General features: G+C 73.3%; 21 protein-coding genes. 5 read left to right on the plus strand and 16 right to left on the minus strand.

Features of this window, described 5'->3' with window-relative positions; translation table 11 throughout:
* Positions 1–11 precede the first annotated feature (11 nt).
* From QWY29_RS16980 to QWY29_RS17030, 11 genes are all read right to left on the minus strand, one after another.
* Positions 12–953, minus strand: coding sequence for an SMP-30/gluconolactonase/LRE family protein (locus QWY29_RS16980; protein ID WP_300962270.1), 942 nt, complete (start codon positions 951–953; stop codon positions 12–14).
* A complete protein-coding gene (locus tag QWY29_RS16985; protein ID WP_300962271.1) occupies positions 950–1,384 on the minus strand; it encodes an NUDIX domain-containing protein in 435 nt (144 codons plus the stop codon). Before QWY29_RS16985 ends, QWY29_RS16980 begins: the two co-directional genes overlap by 4 nt.
* A gap of 34 nt (positions 1,385–1,418) precedes the next feature.
* On the minus strand, positions 1,419–1,823 hold the full coding sequence (locus tag QWY29_RS16990) for a YjbQ family protein (RefSeq protein ID WP_300962272.1): 405 nt from the start codon (positions 1,821–1,823) through the stop codon (positions 1,419–1,421).
* A gap of 121 nt (positions 1,824–1,944) precedes the next feature.
* Entirely contained in the window at positions 1,945–2,655 is a 711-nt protein-coding gene (locus QWY29_RS16995) for a thioredoxin-like domain-containing protein (protein ID WP_300962274.1), read from the minus strand.
* Positions 2,652–2,954 carry a thiamine-binding protein gene (locus QWY29_RS17000; RefSeq protein WP_186344212.1) on the minus strand — a complete coding sequence of 101 codons (303 nt, stop codon included), beginning with the start codon at positions 2,952–2,954 and terminating at the stop codon, positions 2,652–2,654. Before QWY29_RS17000 ends, QWY29_RS16995 begins: the two co-directional genes overlap by 4 nt.
* Positions 2,955–2,957: 3 nt before the next feature.
* Positions 2,958–3,470 carry a SigE family RNA polymerase sigma factor gene (locus QWY29_RS17005; protein WP_300962275.1) on the minus strand — a complete coding sequence of 171 codons (513 nt, stop codon included), beginning with the start codon at positions 3,468–3,470 and terminating at the stop codon, positions 2,958–2,960.
* Complete coding sequence (locus QWY29_RS17010; RefSeq protein WP_300962277.1) at positions 3,457–4,842, minus strand: hypothetical protein; 1,386 nt, start codon at positions 4,840–4,842, stop codon at positions 3,457–3,459. Before QWY29_RS17010 ends, QWY29_RS17005 begins: the two co-directional genes overlap by 14 nt.
* Before the next feature lie 78 nt (positions 4,843–4,920).
* Entirely contained in the window at positions 4,921–5,616 is a 696-nt protein-coding gene (locus QWY29_RS17015; RefSeq protein WP_300962279.1) for a sulfite exporter TauE/SafE family protein, read from the minus strand.
* A 40-nt stretch (positions 5,617–5,656) separates the two neighbouring features.
* Positions 5,657–8,560 carry an aconitate hydratase gene (locus QWY29_RS17020; protein ID WP_300962280.1) on the minus strand — a complete coding sequence of 968 codons (2,904 nt, stop codon included), beginning with the start codon at positions 8,558–8,560 and terminating at the stop codon, positions 5,657–5,659.
* 104 nt (positions 8,561–8,664) lie between these two features.
* The gene (locus QWY29_RS17025; protein WP_300962281.1) at positions 8,665–9,858 is read right to left on the minus strand and encodes a class I SAM-dependent RNA methyltransferase; all 1,194 of its coding nucleotides are present in this window, start codon (positions 9,856–9,858) and stop codon (positions 8,665–8,667) included.
* The gene (locus tag QWY29_RS17030; protein ID WP_300962283.1) at positions 9,855–11,900 is read right to left on the minus strand and encodes an APC family permease; all 2,046 of its coding nucleotides are present in this window, start codon (positions 11,898–11,900) and stop codon (positions 9,855–9,857) included. Before QWY29_RS17030 ends, QWY29_RS17025 begins: the two co-directional genes overlap by 4 nt.
* A 94-nt stretch (positions 11,901–11,994) precedes the next feature.
* Here QWY29_RS17030 and QWY29_RS17035 point away from each other — a divergent pair, with 94 nt between their 5' ends.
* From QWY29_RS17035 to QWY29_RS17045, 3 genes are all read left to right on the plus strand, one after another.
* On the plus strand, positions 11,995–12,642 hold the full coding sequence (locus QWY29_RS17035; protein WP_439117448.1) for a potassium channel family protein: 648 nt from the start codon (positions 11,995–11,997) through the stop codon (positions 12,640–12,642).
* 1 nt (position 12,643) lies between these two features.
* On the plus strand, positions 12,644–13,315 hold the full coding sequence (locus QWY29_RS17040; protein WP_300962285.1) for a potassium channel family protein: 672 nt from the start codon (positions 12,644–12,646) through the stop codon (positions 13,313–13,315).
* Between the two features lie 138 nt (positions 13,316–13,453).
* Positions 13,454–15,382 carry a phospholipase D-like domain-containing protein gene (locus QWY29_RS17045; RefSeq protein WP_300962286.1) on the plus strand — a complete coding sequence of 643 codons (1,929 nt, stop codon included), beginning with the start codon at positions 13,454–13,456 and terminating at the stop codon, positions 15,380–15,382.
* Between the two features lie 180 nt (positions 15,383–15,562).
* Here QWY29_RS17045 and QWY29_RS17050 read toward each other — a convergent pair whose 3' ends face one another.
* From QWY29_RS17050 to dut, 4 genes are read right to left on the minus strand one after another with little or no spacing between them, the layout of a single operon-like run.
* Positions 15,563–16,270 carry a DUF3159 domain-containing protein gene (locus QWY29_RS17050; RefSeq protein WP_300962287.1) on the minus strand — a complete coding sequence of 236 codons (708 nt, stop codon included), beginning with the start codon at positions 16,268–16,270 and terminating at the stop codon, positions 15,563–15,565.
* Positions 16,267–16,620 carry an OB-fold nucleic acid binding domain-containing protein gene (locus QWY29_RS17055; RefSeq protein ID WP_300962288.1) on the minus strand — a complete coding sequence of 118 codons (354 nt, stop codon included), beginning with the start codon at positions 16,618–16,620 and terminating at the stop codon, positions 16,267–16,269. Before QWY29_RS17055 ends, QWY29_RS17050 begins: the two co-directional genes overlap by 4 nt.
* Entirely contained in the window at positions 16,617–17,243 is a 627-nt protein-coding gene (locus QWY29_RS17060) for a DUF3710 domain-containing protein (RefSeq protein ID WP_300962289.1), read from the minus strand. Before QWY29_RS17060 ends, QWY29_RS17055 begins: the two co-directional genes overlap by 4 nt.
* Positions 17,244–17,277: 34 nt before the next feature.
* On the minus strand, positions 17,278–17,721 hold the full coding sequence (dut, locus tag QWY29_RS17065) for a dUTP diphosphatase (RefSeq protein WP_439117449.1): 444 nt from the start codon (positions 17,719–17,721) through the stop codon (positions 17,278–17,280).
* Positions 17,722–17,828: 107 nt separating this feature from the next.
* Between dut and QWY29_RS17070 the strand changes: the two genes are divergently transcribed.
* The gene (locus QWY29_RS17070; RefSeq protein ID WP_300962291.1) at positions 17,829–18,332 is read left to right on the plus strand and encodes a DUF3093 domain-containing protein; all 504 of its coding nucleotides are present in this window, start codon (positions 17,829–17,831) and stop codon (positions 18,330–18,332) included.
* A 20-nt stretch (positions 18,333–18,352) separates the two neighbouring features.
* Complete coding sequence (locus tag QWY29_RS17075; RefSeq protein WP_300962292.1) at positions 18,353–18,649, plus strand: DUF4235 domain-containing protein; 297 nt, start codon at positions 18,353–18,355, stop codon at positions 18,647–18,649.
* Between the two features lie 114 nt (positions 18,650–18,763).
* Here the strand turns inward: QWY29_RS17075 and QWY29_RS17080 are convergent.
* Positions 18,764–18,854: DUF4193 family protein (locus QWY29_RS17080; RefSeq protein WP_300962298.1), on the minus strand; the 91-nt coding region annotated here is incomplete at its 5' end.

Consider the following 18,854-nt stretch of genomic DNA (forward strand, 5'->3'; position numbering starts at 1 on the left):
AGTCTAGGAGGTCACAGGTCGTGGGCCGCGATCGCCGGCTCGTGCAGGCTGCCCATCCAGACGCGGCCGTCGTGCTCCCGGACGCCGGTCACCATGTGGTAGCGCTCCCCCGGCAGGTCGAGGTCGTGGACGAGGCGGCCCTCGTCGTCGTACGCCTGCACGCGGACGGTGCGCGCGGGCTGCGGCTGCAGCTTCTGCGGGATCCTGGTGACCAGCTTGCGCACCCGCATCGGGGCGCCCTGCAGCCGCTCGACGACGGCGTCGCGCGGGCTCGCGATCGTGACCCAGATCAGGCCGTCGCTGCCCCGGGCGATGTTGTCGGGGTAGCCCGGGAGGTTCTGGCACAGCAGGTCGCGCATGCCGGCCCGGGGGCCGGTCAGCCAGCGGCGCACGACGGTGCGGGCGCCGGTCTCGGCGACGCAGACGAAGTCCTCGTCCTTGCTCAGCGCGACGCCGTTGGCGAAGGCGAGGCCGTCGAGGACGACCTCGACCGTGCCGTCGGTGGCCATCCGCATCAGCCGGCCGGAGCGGGTGACCTGGATGAAGTCGTCCTTCCACCGCTCGATGCCGTAGTGGCGCGAGGAGTCGGAGAACCACACGGTGCCGTCGCTCGCGATCGCCGCGTTGTTGCAGAAGACCATCGGCTCGCCGCCCACCCGGTCGGTGACGGTCTCCACCGCGCCGGTCGCGGTGTCGACGCGCAGCACGCCGCGCTTGGCGTCGCACACCAGCAGCCGCCCGTCGGCATCGATCTCGATGCCGAGCGGGCGGCCGCCGGTGCGGGCGACGCGGTCCACCCTCGCCCCGTCGTGGGAGACGCGGAAGATGCTGCCGTCCTCGGTGCCGGTGAAGACACAGCCCTCGTCGGGGCCCGACGTCGCGACGACGACGTCCTCGGCACCGTGGGCGGGAACGGGGACGACGGTCAGGTCCGAGGTGCGCGCGCTGGTCATGGGGTCATCGTGCTGTACATCTCGCTGCCGAGGAACGCCGGGAGGGCGTCGGCCGCCGACCCGGTCAGCTCGAGACCCGCCACGGTGGCGGGGTCGACGAAGACCATCTGCCGGCCCTCGCCGCAGGTGATGTCCGCGTCGGTGAGGTCGACGGCGCCGACGTAGACCTGCATCGAGCCCACGCCGTACGACGCGTGCTCGGTCGGGATCTCGCGCCAGAACTGCAGCGCGCCGGGCTCCAGGTCGACTCCGGTCTCCTCGGCGAGCTCGCGGTACGCCGCCTCCTCGAACCCCTCGCCGTCCTCCACGTGACCGCCGGGCATCCCCCACGTCTCCGGGTCGATGACCGCGTGCTCGTCGCGCTCCTGCAGCAGCACCCACCCGCGACGGTCGACGAGCAGCACGCAGGCGAAGCGGGTCGGCTCACTCATGGACGCGAACCTAGCCCGGCCACCCCGCCGGGAGTCAGCCCTCGAGGAGGCTGAACCGCACCTGCCGCTCGTGGTTGTCGACGTTGAGGTCGACCAGGCAGATGCTCTGCCAGGTGCCGAGGGCGAGGTCGCCGTCGAGGACGGGGACGGTGGCGTACGGCGGCACGAGGGCCGGCATCACGTGGGAGCGGCCGTGGCCGGGGGTGCCGTGGCGGTGGCGCCAGCGGTCGTCGGCGGGGAGCAGGTCGCCCAGGGCGGCGAGCAGGTCGTCGTCGCTTCCGGAGCCGGTCTCCAGGATCGCCAGCCCGGCCGTGGCGTGCGGCACGAACAGGTGGAGCAGCCCGTCCCCGCGGTCGCGCACGAAGTCGGCGCAGTCCCGAGTCAGGTCCAGGACGGTGTCCTCGGCGCCGGTCCGGTAGGTCCTGGTCTCGGAGTCCATGCTCGGTCCGTGCCCGCCCCGCCACCCGTTCAGACCCGGCCGGTCCGGGACGTCATCCGGACGGAGCCGCCGGTGGCACCGTCCGTATGACGTCCCGGAGGTTGGGGCCGAGTGATGCCGGTCAGACCTGGGCGCCGCCGGAGCCCGTGCCCTCGCCGCCCTGCGGATCGGGTACGCCGCCCGCGCAGGACGCGAACGGCTCGGGCGCGGTCTGTCCGCCGCCGAGCTGCTCGACGAACAGGCCGAGGCGCGGGTCGTCGGCGCCGACGAGCCGCAGCTGGCGACCCCAGACGGTGACGACGACGGGCGCGGGCAGGCCCGGGTAGGGCGAGAGGATGCCGTTGGCGGGCAGCTGCTCGACGAGCCGCGCGACGTCGTCCTCGGACAGGTCCGGGTCGTAGGTGATCCAGACGGTGCCGTGCTCGAGGTCGTGGACGGCGTTCTCGTCACGGACCGGCTCGTCGTAGACCCCGCAGTCCAGCCACGCCGGGTGGTGCGGCCCGCCGACCGGCGGCACCTGGGGGTAGTCGACCTCGTCCTCGGTGTGGTCGGTCCGCAGGTCGTCGTGGACGCTCACCTCGTCCAGGGTCCGCTCGACCTCGGCCGCGTCGTCGGCCCGCACCTGCGAGACGGCGACCGGCACGCCGACCGCCACGAGCAGGACGGCCACCACCGCGATCGCGGCGAGCGCGAGCAGCGTCACCCGGTCCCGCGGAGGCGCCGGCGGGGTGGAGGGCGGCGGGGTGGCCGGTGGCGGGATGGCCGGTGGCGGGGTGGCCGGCGGCGGGGTGGAGGGCGGCGGGAAGGACGGCGGCGGGGGCACGTCGCTCACGACTGCTCGAGCGCCCGCTCGACCCGCTCGACCTTGGCGGTGAGCTGGCCGTCGTACCCGGGCCGGATGTCGGCCTTGAGCACCAGGCCGACCCGGGGCGAGACCTCGGCGACGACGTCGACGGCCTTCTTGACCACCGCCATGACCTCGTCCCACTCGCCCTCGATGTTGGTGAACATCGCGTTGGTCTCGTTCGGCAGGCCGGACTCGCGGACCACCCGCACCGCGGCGGCCACGGCCTCCGAGACGCCGCCGGTCTCGTCGCCGGTCGTCGGGCTGATGCTGAACGCGACGATCATGCGTCACACGGTAGTGGCCACCTCCTCGGCCTCCGGCACGAGCGCCCGCAACCGGGCGAGGCCGTCGCGTGCCTGCGACTTGACCGTGCCGACCGCGATCCCGAGCGCCTCGGCGGTCTGCCGCTCGGTGAGGTCCTCGTAGTAGCGCAGCACGATCACCGCACGCTGCCGCGGCGGGAGCGCCGCCAGCGCCGCCCGCAGCAGGTCGCGGCCGGCGGCGTCCCCCGCCTCGTCGGCACCAGCGGGGGTCTCCGGCGGCTCGGCGGTGGTGACCTCGCGCCAGCGGCGCCGGCGCCACCGCGAGACACTCTCGCGGGCGAGCACGCGGCGGACGTACGGCTCGGGCCGGTCGGCGATCTTCCGCCAGTGGGGGACGACCTTGACCAAGGCGACCTGGACGAGGTCCTCGGCGTCGTCGTGGTCGCCGGTGAGGAGGTACGCCGTGCGCAGCAGCGCCGCGCGCCTCGCCACGACGAACTCCTCGAACCCTTCCCGGGTCGCGTCAGGGTCGGACACGTCGCCGCCACAGGACGAGTGCGCCGGCGGCGCCGAGGACGGTCAGGCCGGTCAACCCGGCGGTGAGTCGCGGGCTCATCGGGCGCGGCGGCTCGACGGCGTCGACCGTCGGCTCGCGGAGCAGGTCGGTGGCCACCTGCCAGCGGGCGCCCGTCCCCTCGGGCGGTCCGACCACCAGCTCCCCGGTGGCCCCGTCGCGCAGGTCCACGGCGTCGAGGACGGTGCGCCCGTCGTAGCCGCCCCGGCGTGCACGTGCGAGCACCGTCGACCCGTCCAGCCAACCGACGACCTCGGCGTAGCGGCGCGAGCCGGGCACCTGCGGCAGGTCGATCCTGGCGGCGGCCTCGCCACCCAGCGTGGAGGCCGAGGAGAACGGGGCGCCCACCAGCACGTTGGGATTGCGCCCGCGGTCTCCCGGCCCGCCCCACACCGCCGCGGCCCACTGCCCGCCAGGACCGGCGGACACGCTCGTCGAGAGGACCTGGTCGGTCCGGTAGCGCCGGGGCAACCTCGGGGCGTCGAGCGCGACGACCGAGAAGGTCCGCTCGCCGTGGACCGTCACGACCTGGCCGGCGTGACCGGACGGCTCGGTCCAGAAACCGCGTCGGACCTCCCGCGACTCCGCCGGCCGGGGGTCGGGTTCGTCGACGTCCCACAGCAGCGTCGGCGCCGCGCCGGAGGTCGAGCGGTCCATCTCGGAGTCGCCCTCGCCGCCGGCGTACTGCGTGAACCGCACCAGGAGGGTGTCGGTGGCGACCCAGTCGAGGTCGGTCTCGATGCCCAGCCCGTGCTCGGTCGCGATGTCGTGCCGCACCACGTCGCCGGTGTCCGGGTGGTAGAGCGCCACCCCGGTCACCGGTGGCTCGCCGTCGATCGTGTTGGGGGTGTCCTGGGTCGGGCCGCTCGTCCAGTAGGCCACGACGGAGCCGTCCGGCGAGAGCACCGCTCCGGGGTCGGGCGCCGCGTCCGGGAGGTCGAGGAAGCGGTACTCCCCCGTCGCGGCCGAGACGCCGACGTACCCCTGCTCCGAACCCCACATGCCCGACCGCGTCGTCGACAGCAGGACGGCCAGCCGACCGAGCGAGCCGCCGTCCTCGGTGCCCTCGAGGTACGGGCTCGGGGCGAAGATCCGCTCGGGCACGCCGACGGGCGACCCGGCCGGGGCGGGGGTGGTGTCTGCCCGCAGCTCGGCCGTGCCGACCACTCCTCCGACCACGGCGAGCGCGGCCACGACGATCGCGGCCGTGCCACCGCGGCGCAGCCGGTGGTAGCGGCGTCCTCGGTCCCACAGCACGTGCACCGGCTCGCGTACGTCGGCGTGTGCGTCGGCGTCGGCGGCCAGGTCGGCCAGGCGGTCGTGCAAGGTGGTCATCGGGGTTCCTCCTGCCCTGTCATCCCCTTCCACGCACCGACGAACCCCGGAGGAGGGGTGCGCGACCGAGCTTCTTCCTCAGCCGAGCAGCGTGCGGCCGAGCAGCACCAGCGACGAGGCGGCGCAGACGCCGAGCACGGCGGGCCGGACGCGGGACCCGGGCAGGCGCGGCCGCAGCTGCGTGCCGAGCAGCGCGCCGACGAGCAGCACCGGCGACAGGGCGAGGGCCAGCAGGAAGCGGGGCAGCTCCAGCTCGCCGGCGATGCCGAGGCCGATGAGGGAGAGCGCGGCGCCGCCCATGAAGTAGACCGCCATGGTCGTGCGGATCTGCTGGGGCGGGCGGTGCTGGTAGAGGATCGCCATCGGCGGCCCGCCGATGGACGTCGCGGTGCCGGACAGCCCGGAGACGAAGCCGGCGGTCACGAGCGTGCCGCGGTTGATCGGGATGCGCACGGCCCACCAGGTGAGGGCGACAGCCACCAGCACCATGACGGCGACGACGACTGCGAGCAACCGTCCGCTCAGCGAGGCGACGGCGACGACGCCGACCACCGTGCCGACCAGCCGGGTCGGCATCGACCAGGCCAGGCCGCACCAGTCGATGCCGGAGCGCTCGGTGGCGAGGGTGACCGCGGGATAGGTGCAGGCCAGCCAGAGGGTGACCTCGGGCAGCAGCTCGGGGTCGACCAGCGCCACGACCGGGGCTGCCACCAGGCCGAGGCCCAGCCCCACCAACGACTGCACGGTGGCCCCGACCAGCAAGGCCAGGGCCACCGTGAGCAGTGCAGGGAGGGTGAGTCCCAGGAGGGTCAGGTCACGCCTTCCGCAGGTTGCGCAGGACGTACTGCATGATGCCGCCGTTGCGGTAGTAGTTCGCCTCACCGGGGGTGTCGATGCGGACGACCGCGTCGAACTCCACGTCGCCGGCCTTGACCTTGACGGTCTTGGGCGTGCGGCCCTCGTTGAGCTCGGTGATGCCGGTGATGGAGAACTCCTCCTCGCCGGTCAGGCCGAGGCTCTCGGCGGTCTGGCCCTCGGGGAACTGCAGCGGGATGACGCCCATGCCGATGAGGTTCGAGCGGTGGATGCGCTCGTAGGACTCGGCGATGACGGCCTTGACGCCCAGCAGCGAGGTGCCCTTGGCGGCCCAGTCGCGCGAGGAGCCGGAGCCGTACTCCTTGCCGGCCAGGACCACCAGCGGGGTGCCGGCTGCGATGTAGTTCTCCGAGGCCTCGAAGACCGAGGTCACCTCGCCACCGTTGGTGAAGTCGCGGGTGACGCCGCCCTCGGTGCCCGGCGCGAGCTGGTTGCGCAGGCGGATGTTGGCGAACGTGCCGCGGATCATGACCTCGTGGTTGCCGCGGCGCGAGCCGTAGGAGTTGAAGTCCCGCTGCTCGACGCCGTGCTCGGCGAGGTACCGGCCCGCGGGCGAGTCCTTCTTGATCGCACCCGCCGGGCTGATGTGGTCGGTGGTGACCGAGTCGCCGAGCTTGAGGAGCACGCGGGCGCCCTCGATGTCGGTGACGGCCTCCGGCTCGTCGGGCATGCCGTCGAAGTACGGGGGCTTGCGGACGTAGGTCGACTCGGTGTCCCACGCGAAGGTGTCGCCCTCGGGGGTCGGGAGCGACTGCCACCGCTCGTCGCCGGCGAACACGTCGGCGTAGGAGCTGTCGAACATGTCGGAGGTGATCGACTCACCGATGACCCGCTCGACCTCCTGCGGGGACGGCCAGATGTCCTTCATGAAGACGTCGTTGCCGTCGCTGTCCTGGCCCAGCGGGTCGTTGAACAGGTCGAGGTCCATCGAGCCGGCCAGCGCGTAGGCGACGACCAGCGGCGGGGACGCGAGGTAGTTCATCTTCACGTCCGGGTTGATCCGGCCCTCGAAGTTCCGGTTGCCCGAGAGCACCGAGACGACCGCGAGGTCCTTCTCGTTGACCGCGGCGGAGACCTCGGGGATCAGCGGGCCGGAGTTGCCGATGCAGGTGGTGCAGCCGTAGCCGACGAGGTTGAAGCCGAGCTTGTCGAGGTACGGCGTGAGGCCGGCGCGCTCGTAGTAGTCGGACACGACCTGCGAGCCCGGCGCGAGGGTGGTCTTGACCCACGGCTTGGTCGTGAGCCCCTTCTCCACCGCGTTCTTGGCCAGCAGCGCGGCACCGATCATCACCGACGGGTTCGAGGTGTTGGTGCACGAGGTGATCGCGGCGATCGCGACGGCGCCGTGGTCGAGCTCGAACTCGGTGCCGTCCTCGAGGGTGACCTTCACCGGGTTCGACGGACGCCCGTTCGAGCCGGCCGCCGCCGAGTGCGAGTCGACCGGGGCGTCGGCGTCGTCGTGGCCGTCCCCGTTGCCGTTGGTGGACGGCGGGTCGGAGGACGGGAAGGACTCGGCCGAGGCCTCGTCGGCGCCGGTGGTGACGCCGTACGGCTTGTCGTTCTGCGGCACGCCCGGCTTGCGGTCCTCGCCGCCGGTCTCGTCGGCGCTGACGTAGTCGGCCAGCGCGACGCGGAACGCCTTGCGGGCGTCGGAGAGCGCGACGCGGTCCTGCGGGCGCTTCGGGCCGGCGAGCGACGGGACGACCGTCGACAGGTCCAGCTCGAGCCTCTCGGAGTAGCGCGGCTCGGCGTCGGGGTCGTGCCACAGGCCCTGGGCCCTGGCGTAGGACTCGACCAGCTTCAGCTGCTCCTCGGAGCGGCCGGTGAGCTTGAGGTACTCGATGGTCTGCTCGTCGATCGGGAAGACCGCGATCGTCGAGCCGAACTCCGGGCTCATGTTGCCGATGGTGGCGCGGTTGGCCAGCGGCAGCGCGGAGACGCCGGGGCCGTAGAACTCCACGAACTTCCCGACGACGCCGTGCTGGCGCAGCATCTCGGTGATCGTGAGGACCAGGTCGGTCGCGGTCGAGCCCTCGGGCAGGTCGCCGGAGAGCTTGAAGCCGACGACGCGCGGGATGAGCATCGAGACCGGCTGGCCGAGCATCGCGGCCTCGGCCTCGATGCCGCCGACGCCCCAGCCGACCACGCCGATGCCGTTGACCATCGTGGTGTGGGAGTCGGTGCCGACGCAGGTGTCGGGGTAGGCCACGCCGTCGCGGACCATGACGGTGCGCGCGAGGTGCTCGATGTTGACCTGGTGCACGATGCCGGTGCCCGGCGGGACGACCTTGAAGTCGTCGAAGGCGCCCTGGCCCCAGCGGAGGAACTGGTAGCGCTCGCGGTTGCGCTCGTACTCGATCTCGACGTTGCGCTCGAACGCCTCGGGGGTGCCGAAGACGTCGGCGATCACCGAGTGGTCGATGACCATCTCGGCGGGCGCGAGCGGGTTGATCCGCGACGGGTCTCCGCCGAGCTCGGCCATCGCCTCGCGCATGGTGGCGAGGTCGACGACGCAGGGCACGCCGGTGAAGTCCTGCATGATCACGCGCGCCGGCGTGAACTGGATCTCCTTGTCGGGGTGCGCGTCGGCGTCCCACCCGGCGAGGGCCTTGATGTCGTCGGCGGTGATGTCCGCGCCGTCCTCGGTCCGCAGGAGGTTCTCGAGCAGGACCTTGAGGCTGAAGGGCAGCGTCTCGACGTCCAGGCCCTCCCCCGTCACCGCGTCGAGGCGGTAGATCTCGTAGGACTGTCCGTCCACGTCCAGGGTGCTCTTGGCACCGAAGCTGTCCTGACTGGCCACTGCTGACTCTCCTCGTGACGTCCGGTGGTGCTCTTCTGCCATCTTGCCGCTGCGCCGCGGAGAGGCGGTAGGAAGGCTTCCCTTACCGCCCGCTCCTAGATGTCTTGATATCAAGATACATGATGTCGAGGGGTTTCACGAACCACTCAAGCACCGTTCGACTCGCGCTCGAGCAGGGCGACGCACTCCACGTGGTGGGTCATCGGGAACAGGTCGAACGCGCGCAGCACGCTCAACCGGTACCCGTGCTCGGCGAAGACGGACACGTCGCGCGCCAGCGCCGCCGGGTCGCACGCGACGTACGCCACCGCGCGCGGCGTGCGCGCCACGACCTGCTCCACGACCGGTCGCCGGGCGCCCTCGCGGGGCGGGTCGAGCACGACCACGTCCCAGTGCCCGTCGTACGCCGCTGCGAGCACCTCCTCGACGCCTCCGGCGGTGACCTCGGCCCCGGGGCAGTTGGTCGCGGCGTGGCCGGCCGCGGTCGGGTCGCCCTCGACCGCACCGACCCGGCCGGACTCCCCGACGGCCTCGCCGAGGAAGCGGGCGAACAGCCCGACCCCGGCGTAGAGGTCCAGCACGGACTCCCCCGCCTGCGGGCGGAGCACGTCGAGGACCGTCTCGACGAGCGTCCGCGGCGCGCCGGGGTGGACCTGCCAGAACCCGTCGGCGGCGACGGCGTACTCGTGGGTGGCGCCGGCGGCGGTGACCTGCTCGGTGAGCAGGCCGGGCCGCGGCTCGCGGGCGTCGGGGTGGGCGATCCGGCAGTCGTCGACCACGACCACCTCGCGGGAGCGGTGCTTGCGCAGGCCGTCGGGCAGCCGGACGTACTGCTGGCGCGTGCGCCAGCGCAGGCCGGCCAGCTGCTCGGGCAGGTCGCCCTCGACGGGCTCGACGGTGACCGTCAGGTCGAGGCCGGCCAGGCGGCGCAGCTGCTCGGCGACGACCTCGCCCTTGAGCGAGCGCTGGCGGACCAGGTCGACGTGCTGGAAGTCGCAGCCGCCGCACTTGCCGGGGCCGGCGAACGGGCAGGGCGGGACGACCCGGTCCGGCGAGGCCTCGAGCACCTCGACCACGTCGCCGCGCCAGAAGCGGTCGCCCTCGGTGCCCTCGGTGAGCTCGACGACCACCCGCTCCCCGGGGATGCCGTGGCGGGTGAAGACGACGCGGGTCTCGTCGGAGGCGCCGGTGGGGTCGGTGGGCACGCGGACGATGCAGTGGCCGCCGTGGGCGACCGGGCCGACGACGGCCTCGTGGCGACGACCGACGACCGAGGCCCCGCGGGCCTGGCGCTGACGCGGCGCGGGCCGGCCCCGCCGCTGCGGCGGGCGCGGCGTCACCGCTTGGCCTGGCGGTCGTCGGGGCGGCGCTGGACCTGGCCGCGGCGCAGGTCGCCGGGGCGGACCCTGGTGGCCTCTCGGCGAACTCGTTCTCGGGCGATCTCGGAGGACCTCAGCTGGTAGGGCACGGAGGTCACCATGACACCCGGGGCGAAGAGGAGCCGACCCTTGAGGCGCAGCGCGGTCTGGTTGTGGAGCAGCTGCTCCCACCAACGGCCGACAACGTACTCCGGGATGTAGACCGCGACCACGCCGCGCGGGTTGGCCTTGCGGATCTCGGTGGCGTACTCCACGACCGGCCGCACCAGCTCGCGGTAGGGCGAGTGGAGGACCTTGAGCGGCACGTCGATGCTGCGCTCGTCCCACTCGGCCAGCAGCCGGGCGGTCGCGTCGGTGCCGTCGTCGACGTAGACGCCCTCGAGCACGTTGGGCCGGGTCGCCTTCGCGAAGGCCAGCGCCCGCAGCGTCGGCTTGTGCAGCTTGGAGACCAGCACGATCGCGTGCACGCGGGTCGGCAGGACCTTGTCCTCCTCGTCGGCGGCGAGCTCCTCGGCGACGCGGTCGTAGTGCTGGCGGATGCCCTTCATCAGCAGGAAGAAGAAGCCCATGGCGAGCACCGTGATCCAGGCGCCGGCGAAGAACTTGGTGAGCAGGATGATCACCAGCACCACGGCGGTGAAGACCAGCCCGACCGCGTTGATGACGCGGGAGCGGGTCATCCGCCGCCGCTCGACCGGGTCGCGCTCGGTCTGCAGGGCGCGCGTCCAGTGCCGGATCATGCCGAGCTGGCTGAGGTTGAAGGAGACGAAGACGCCGACGATGTAGAGCTGGATCAGCCGGGTGGTCTGGGCGTCGAAGGCGTAGATGAGCGCGATCGCCATCAGCGCGAGCGCGACGATGCCGTTGCTGTAGGCGAGCCGGTCGCCGCGCGAGCCGAGCGCGCGGGGCGCCAAGCCGTCCTTGGCGAGGATCGACCCCAGCACCGGGAAACCGTTGAAGGCGGTGTTGGCGGCCAGCACCAGGATGATCCCGGTGACGGTCACGACGACGTAGAACGCCGGGCTGAACTCCTGGAAGACCGCCCGCGCAATCTGCGCGATCACCGCGTGCTGCTCGTAGTCGGCGCCGACGGGCTCGCCGTCGCGCAGCAGCCGGTCGAGCTCGTGCGGGTCGACGTAGCGGATGCCCATCTGGCGGGCCAGCACGATGACGCTGACCATCATCGTGATCGCGATCATCCCGAGCAGCAGCAGCGTGGTGGCGGCGTTCCGGCTCTTGGGCCGGCGGAAGGCCGGCACGCCGTTGGAGATCGCCTCGACGCCGGTCAGCGCCGCGCAGCCCGAGGAGAACGCGCGGGCCAGCAGGATGAGCAGCCCGATCGTCGTCAACGGCTCCTCCAGCCCCGGCTCGGGCTGGATCGTCAGGTCCGCCGACTCGACCGCCGGCAGGTCGCCCAGCGCGAGCCGCACGAGGCCGAAGGCGCACATGCCGATGATCGCGACCATGAAGGCGTAGGTGGGCAGGGCGAAGAACCGCCCTGACTCCCGGATGCCGCGCAGGTTCATCGCCATGAGCGCCAGCACCGCGACCGCGGCCACCGTCGGCTCGTGCCCGATGAACGCGGGCACCGCCGCGGCGGCGTACTGCGCCCCCGAGGAGATCGACACCGCCACCGTCAGCACGTAGTCCACGAGCAGCGCGCTGCCGACCGTCATGCCCGCGGTCCGGCCGAGGTTGACCGTGGCGACCTCGTAGTCGCCGCCACCGGAGGGGTAGGCGTGGACGGTCTGGCGGTACGACGCCACGACGACCGCCATGACCAGCGCGACGGCGAGCGCGACCTTCCACGACCAGACGTACGCCGACGCGCCGGCCAGCGAGAGCATGATGAAGACCTCGTCGGGCGCGTAGGCGACCGACGACAGCGCGTCGCTGGCGAAGACCGGCAGCGCGATGCGCTTGGGGAGGAGTGTCTCGCCGAGCTGGGAGCTCCTCAGCTTGCGCCCCAGCAGGATCCGCTTGGAGACGTCCCCGACACCCACGGGCAGGAACGGTACTCGTCCGCGACCCCAGCGGTGGCTTCGCGGACGGACCGGGGCCGGGCGCGGGTACGGTTCCCCCGTGCACGTCGTGATCATGGGCTGCGGCCGAGTCGGCTCGACCCTCGCCCGCAGCCTCGAGGACCGCAACCACACGGTGTCGGTCATCGACAGCGAGCCGGACGCGTTCCGGCGGCTCGGGCCGGGCTTCAACGGCGACAAGATCGCCGGGGTGGGCTTCGACCAGGAGGTCCTGGAGAAGGCCGGCATCCGGCGCGCAGACGCCTTCGCCGCCGTCTCCTCCGGCGACAACTCCAACATCATCGCCGCGCGTGTCGCGCGCGAGACCTTCGGCATCCAGCAGGTCGTGGCGCGCATCTACGACCCCGGCCGCGCCGAGGTCTACCAGCGCCTCGGCATCACCACCGTCGCGACGGTGAAGTGGACCGCCGACCAGGTGCTGCGCCGGCTGCTGCCGGCCGGCGCCGAGCCGGACTTCCGCGACCCCTCGGGCACCATCCGCGTGGACCACGTGCCCGTGCCCGAGGTGTGGGTGGGCCAGCGGACCATCCACTTCCAGGAGCAGACCGGCAGCCGGATCGCGTGGATCGACCGGCTCGGTGAGGGCATGCTGCCCAAGCGCGAGACCGTCATCCAGGAGGGCGACCTGATCCACCTGGTCGTCCGCGAGGAGAACGCCGAGCGCGCCATGACCGTCATCAAGCGTGGACCGGAGGTGGACTGACGTGCGCGTCGCCATCGCCGGTGCCGGGGCCGTGGGCCGCTCGATCGCCCGCGAGCTCATCCAGAACGGCCACGAGGTCCTCCTCATCGACAAGAACCCCGACTCGATCCGCCCCGAGCGGGTGCCGGACGCCGAGTGGCTGCTGGCCGACTCCTGCGAGCTCTCCTCGCTCGAGGAGGCGCGGATGGACCGCTGCGACGTGGTCATCGCCGCCACCGGCGACGACAAGGTCAACCTGGTCACCTCACTGCTGGCCAAGACCGAGTTCGGCGTGCCGCGCACGGTCGCCCGGGTCAACCACCCCAACAACGAGTGGCTCTTCACCGAGGCCTGGGGCGTCGACGTCAACGTCTCGACCCCGCGGATCATGTCCGCGCTGGTCGAGGAGGCGGTCACCGTCGGCGACCTGGTGCGGCTGTTCACGTTCCGTCAGGGCAACGCCAACCTCGTCGAGATGACGCTGCCGGCCGACTCGCCGTACGTCGGCAAGCCCAGCGGGCTGATCCCGCTGCCGGACAACTGCGCGCTGGTGACGATCCTGCGCGACGGGCAGGTCTACGTGCCGAGCGCCGAGCAGCCGGTGGAGTCCGGCGACGAGCTGCTCTTCGTCGTCCCGGCCGAGGGCGAGGACGCCCTCGAGCGGCTGCTCGCACCGTCCGCGCACGGCGGCTGAGCGGCGTCCGCGGGCCCGGTCGACAGCCCGGTCGATAACTACAGCGTTGTAGTTGTCGGCGACGGCTTGTCTGTGACTGGTGTGACTGGTGTGATGCGTGGGTCGCGGCGCTCCTGTCCGCGCGAGAAGAGGCAGGTCATGGCTTTCCCACGCACCCACGACGGACCGCGACGCACGTCGATCCTCGCCCGCTCGCTGGTGGCCGGTGTCGCCGCGGCGGTCCTCGGCGCCACCGCGACCGTGCCGGCCGGCGCCGAGCCCGAGCCCGCGCCGGCCCCCACGCCTGCTCCTGTGCCGGCTCCCGTGCCCGTCCCGGAGCCGACCGTCGCCGAGCCGTTCCGCGCCTTCACGCTCAACGTCTGCTACTGCCTCGGCCCGGCGAAGGCGATGGCCGACGTGCGCCGCGTGCTGCCCCTCGGCGACGCCGGTGGCCTGCAGGAGTTCTCCGACGCCGTCGACCGCAAGAACCTCATCTCGCTGCTCACCGCCGAGGACTGGGGCTGGTACATGCCCACCACCGGCGGCGGCACCATCCCGATCATCTGGGACCGCTCGCGCTTCCGCCTGATCGAGGGCCGCACGATCAAGGTCCACCCGGCCGAGAAGGGCGTCACCCCCGCCCGACACATCAACTCCGTGCGGCTGCGCGAGATCGCCACCGGCGAGGTCTACGCCCTGGTCAACGCCCACACCATCGCCCGCGCGTCCAAGGACGCCCGGCTCAGCGACATGCGCCGCATCCCCCGCCTGCGCAAGCACCTCGCGCTGATGCGCGGCGAGATCGAGCGGCTCTTCGGCACCACCGAGCACGTCTTCGCCAGCGGCGACCTCAACGTCAACTACCTCGCCGACCGCAACCGCCGCAACGCCGGCCTGCCCACCAGCGCGCTGGGCGGGCTGGTCCGCTTCGACATGCCGCTGGTCGGCTCCCGCGGCACGAAGTCCCTGCTCGACTACACGATGAGCGTCCGCGACGCCGGCGGCCTGGTGCCCGCCGACAGCCGGGTCGTGCGCGGCTTCAACTCCGACCACGACGCCGTCGTCGTCACCTACCAGCCCCAGCAGCTGCTCGCCGACGGGCCGGTCTTCAACGACCCGACCGCCGACCCGGCCGACCGCACCGCCGTCCGCGACCGGCAGGTCCGCGCCGTGCGCAACGCCGAGCCCGGCGACACCGTCCGCCTGGCCACCGCCCGCCTCGCCGACCTGGCCCTCGAGCAGGCCCTGGTCGCCGCGGCGGCCGAGGGGGTCGCGGTCCGGGTCGTCGCCGGCGCGACCAGCCCGGCGCTCACCCGCCTCCAGGCCGCTCTCGGCACCGACACCGGCGCCGCGTCGTACGCCCTCGCCTGCGGCACCGACTGCCTCGACGGCGGCCGGCACGAGGTCGAGGCGCTGCTGATCGACCGGGTCAGCCGCACCACCGACCTGACCGTCGTCGCCAGCGCGGCCGCGGTGCCCGCCAGCACCACCGCCTGGACCACCGGCTTCCTGTCGACCGACCCTGCGACGTACGACGCCTACGGCGCGCTCGTCGACCAGCTCGTCGCCGCCGCCGCGCCCGTGGTGCCGGAGCTGCCGGAGGTCCCCGAGCTGCCCGGGCTCCCGGGCGCTCCCGCCGGCCCGACCCGCGCCCTCGCGGCGATGTCCTACCCCGTCTCCTCCGGCTCGACCGACCCGGTGCTCGCCGCCCTGGCGCCCATCACCTGCTCCGCCGACGGCCAGCCCACCCGGGTGCGGGCCGTCGTCGGCTCATGGGCGGGCGCGCGCGGCCGTCTGGTCGCCGACCGCCTCGCCTCCCTGCGCCGCGACGGCTGCGACGTGGCCGTCGTCGTCGGGCCCGGCGTGCTGAGCGGGGTCCGGGCCCGGCTGACCGGCGCCGGCGTCCCCGTCACGGTCGCCAAGGTCGCCCAGACCACGCTCGTCGTCTCCGGCGCCACCACCCGCGCCTGGGTCGGCGGCCCGCCGTGGACCGACCGCGGCGCCACCAGCACCGGCCTGGCCCTCGAGGTCGCCGACGCGGCCGTCGTCGCCCGCTACCTGGACGCGTTCGCCCGGCTGGCGCGCTGACGGGCGGCCGGTCGGTCGGCCGGCGTCGGCGCTGGGGCCCGCACATGACCGAAGGAACTCGCGCTTGACCGATGAAGGTTCCTCGGTCAAGCGCGAGATTCGTCGGTCCGGTAGACAGATTCACCGGTTGACCGGTGGATCTGTCTACCCCGCCCCCTCCCCCAGCCGAGGCGGCCGAGGTCAGGCGGCGGAGGGCGTGACCGGGGTGCGGTCGCGGCCGAGGACCCAGGCCATGCCGGCGAGGGCGGCGAGCTGGAGCGGCCAGCCGAGGGCGATCTTGAGGACGCCGAGCGTGGCGACGACGGTGTCGATGTCCATCGCTCCGCTGTGGCCGGCCAGCCACAGGGGCGCCTGGACGGCCACCCGCAGGAAGCACGGGAGGACCAGCAGCCAGGTCAGCGTGGTGCAGAGACGGACGACCTGGCGGTCGTCGTGCCAGGCGGTCGGGTCGCCGGTGACGCTGCCGACCATGAAGCCGACCAGCGGCCAGCCGACCAGGCAGGTCAGCGCCAGCACGACCGTGTAGCCGCCGTTGTAGAGGATGCCGGGCAGGAAGTACGCCAGCGCCTGGTCGTCCTCGCTGCCGCCGCGGCTGGCGGCGATGCGGACGAAGAGCCAGCCGATGCCGATGCCGAAGAGCGCGTTGAGCGCGAACTGGACCGTCGAGCGCTGCACGAGCCGCACGACGAGCATGACGACCGCGGCCGCGACGCTGACGGCCAGCGCGACCACCAGCTCGCGGGTGGTCAGCCACAGCGCGGTGAACAGGATCGTCGGCACCGCGGCCTCGACCATGCCGCGGCGGCCGCCGAGGGCCTTGGCCAGCTGGGCGCGGACGACCGACTCGACGGTCTCGACGGTGGCCGGCTGCTCCTGCTCGGTGGTCACGGGAGCAGCTCGTAGCGGGGGTTGAAGATCACGCGGACGCCGTCGTGGGTGCCGATGCGGCCCTGCACGTCGATGGAGCGGCCGGGGACGATGCCGGCGATCCGGCGGCGGCCGAGCCACACGATGGTGATCACGCCCGACCCGTCGAACAGCTCGGCCTCGAGGGCCGGCACTCCCCCGCGGGGCCGGAGCGTCACGGTGCGCAGGGTGCCGCGCAGGTGGACCCGGTCGCGGTCCGGGGCGGTGGCGACCGTGGAGCAGTCGGGGGCGGCGTACGTCTTGCGCAGGTCGCGCGCGTGCTGGTCGCCGGAGTCGGCCCAGCGGCTCAGGCTGCGGCGCAGGCGGCTCATCCCAGCCGCCTGGCGCTCTCCGGCATGGTCACCGGCAGCGGCTCGCCCGGGGGCACGGCGCCCGCGCCGCGTCGCACGGCGATCGTGGTGATGACGTCCTCCCACTCACGAGCGGACTCGGGGTCCATGGCCGGGCGGCCGAGCAGCGTCGCGCGCAGCAGCCACCGGTCGCCCTGGATGCCGATGATCCGCGAGGGCTGGGTGGCGGCCTGGCCGTCGGTGCGGGTGACCGGCAGCTCGCAGGCCAGCTCGGTGCCGAAGCGGCCCTCGCGCTCGGTGGCGGTGCCGCCGCGCTGGGTCATCTCGGCGACGATCCGCGGGCGCAGCTCGCTCCACAGGTCGCCGTTGCGGGGCGCGGCGAACGCCCGCAGCTCCAGGGCGCCGTCCTCGCCGGTGAGCAGCACGGCCTGCACCTCGCCGGAGCGCTCGTCGACCTGGAGGCGCAGCTCCCGGCCGGGCACCGCGCCGATGAGCAGGGAACCCAGGTCGACCCGCTCGCCGTCACCGGGAGGCAGCTCGGAGACGTCGTAGGGACCGACCGGTGCGGTCCCCTCGGCGTTGCCGGTCTCGTCGGTCGATCCGCCCTCGCGCGTGGGCTCGACGGACTTGCGGCGGAACTTCACGGATGTCTCCCTCGACTGGCTGGTCAGGGGCGGGTCACGGACGACCGAACCCCCCGGTAGAACCGTAACCTCCGGTTCCCCGCTGCGAGGAAGGCAGGACGTCGACCTCCACGAAGGCCGCGGTCTCCACCCGCTGCACCACCAGCTGCGCGATCCGGTCGCCCCGGCGCAGCTCGACCGGCTCGGCCGGGTCGAGGTTGACCAGCAGCACCTTGACCTCGCCGCGGTAGCCCGCGTCGACCGTGCCGGGGCTGTTGACGATCGAGACGCCGTGGCGGGCCGCGAGCCCGGAGCGGGGGTGGACGAGCGCGACGTGGCCGCTCGGCAGCGCGATCGCGATCCCGGTCGGCACCAGCGCCCGCTCCCCCGGCGCCAGCGTGACGTCGACGGTCGTCAGCAGGTCCGCGCCGGCGTCGCCGGGGTGGGCGTAGGCGGGCAGCGGGAGGTCAGGGTCCAGCCGGACGACCTGGATCTCCAACGGCTGCTCGGGACGGGGCTCCGGCTGGGGCTCGGGCTGGGTCGCGGGCTCGGTCACGGGCGGACCCTAGAGCATCCGACGCGGGGCCGGGATGGGAGGATCGGGGCGTGCCCGACCCTGCCCGCGCCCCGCGCACCGACCCTGCTGCCGAGCCCGCGGCCGAGCACCACGAGCGCCTCGGGGTGCCGCTGCGCTGGTGGGTGCAGACGACGATGTTCGTCGCGTCGCTGTGGCTCGCGCTGGTCGTGGCCGTCCCCGGTGTCGTCGCCTGGAGCGCCTCCGCGGTGCTGCTGGCCCTGGCCGTCGCGCTGCTCGTGTCGTACGGCGCCGCGCCGGTGGTCGTGGCCGGCGGCGAGCTGCGCGCCGGTCGCGCGCGGATCGGCGTCGAGCACCTCGGCGAGGCCCGGGCCCTCGACCCGGCCGAGACCAAGCACGTCGCCGGGCCGGGTGCCGACGCCCGCGCCTACCTGCTGCTGCGGCCCTACCTCAAGCGGGCGGTGCGGGTGGAGATCACCGACCCGGCCGACCCCGCGCCGTACTGGCTGGTCTCGACGCGGCGGCCCGACCGGCTCGCCGCCGCGATCGCCGCCGCGCACGACATGGCGGCCTGAGGCCTGGGTACTGTCCCGCCATGGCATCTGACTCCTCCAAGATGTGGTCGGTCTTCTCCCTCGTCTCGGCCCTCGGCGCCGCGGCGCTGGCGAAGCAGGGCCTCGACAAGACCTGGCGCGTGGCGACCGGCAAGAAGCCGCCGGAGAACCCGGCCGACCCCGACGTCGAGCTGCGCGAGGCGATTGCGTGGGCCGTGGCCAGCGGTGTCGCCGTCGGGCTGGCGCGCATGCTGGCCCAGCGCCGGGCCGCGTCGTACTACGCGCGCTCGACCGGCCACCTGCCGCCCGACCTGCGCAAGGACGACCAGAAGGGCTGACCCGGCCCTCCGGGCAGGACGGCGCCACCCGCGCCACCAGGACCACCCGCGCCATCCCTCAGCAATGCGAAAGGCCCGCGACCACCGGTCGCGGGCCTCTTGCGTGCGGGCGCGTCACACGCAGTCGCGGCAGATCATCTTCTTCTCGTCTGCCAGCTGGCTGCGGTGGTGGACCAGGAAGCAGCTCATGCAGGTGAACTCGTCG

The sequence above is a fragment of the Nocardioides abyssi genome, assembly GCF_030412915.1.
In the GTDB taxonomy this organism is placed as follows: Bacteria; Actinomycetota; Actinomycetes; order Propionibacteriales; family Nocardioidaceae; genus Nocardioides; species Nocardioides abyssi.

Excerpts from the sequence above, each read along its gene's own strand:
- QWY29_RS17075 (WP_300962292.1), top strand. The coding sequence starts at position 18,353 with ATGGCATCTGACTCCTCCAAGATGTGGTCGGTCTTCTCCCTCGTCTCG.
- QWY29_RS16985 (WP_300962271.1), bottom strand. The coding sequence starts at position 1,384 with ATGAGTGAGCCGACCCGCTTCGCCTGCGTGCTGCTCGTCGACCGTCGC.
- QWY29_RS17000 (WP_186344212.1), bottom strand. The coding sequence starts at position 2,954 with ATGATCGTCGCGTTCAGCATCAGCCCGACGACCGGCGACGAGACCGGC.
- QWY29_RS17020 (WP_300962280.1), bottom strand. The coding sequence starts at position 8,560 with ATGGCAGAAGAGCACCACCGGACGTCACGAGGAGAGTCAGCAGTGGCC.
- QWY29_RS17045 (WP_300962286.1), top strand. The coding sequence starts at position 13,454 with ATGGCTTTCCCACGCACCCACGACGGACCGCGACGCACGTCGATCCTC.
- QWY29_RS17055 (WP_300962288.1), bottom strand. The coding sequence starts at position 16,620 with ATGAGCCGCCTGCGCCGCAGCCTGAGCCGCTGGGCCGACTCCGGCGAC.
- QWY29_RS17010 (WP_300962277.1), bottom strand. The coding sequence starts at position 4,842 with ATGACCACCTTGCACGACCGCCTGGCCGACCTGGCCGCCGACGCCGAC.
- QWY29_RS16990 (WP_300962272.1), bottom strand. The coding sequence starts at position 1,823 with ATGGACTCCGAGACCAGGACCTACCGGACCGGCGCCGAGGACACCGTC.
- QWY29_RS17035 (WP_439117448.1), top strand. The coding sequence starts at position 11,995 with ATGGGCTGCGGCCGAGTCGGCTCGACCCTCGCCCGCAGCCTCGAGGAC.
- QWY29_RS16980 (WP_300962270.1), bottom strand. The coding sequence starts at position 953 with ATGACCAGCGCGCGCACCTCGGACCTGACCGTCGTCCCCGTTCCCGCC.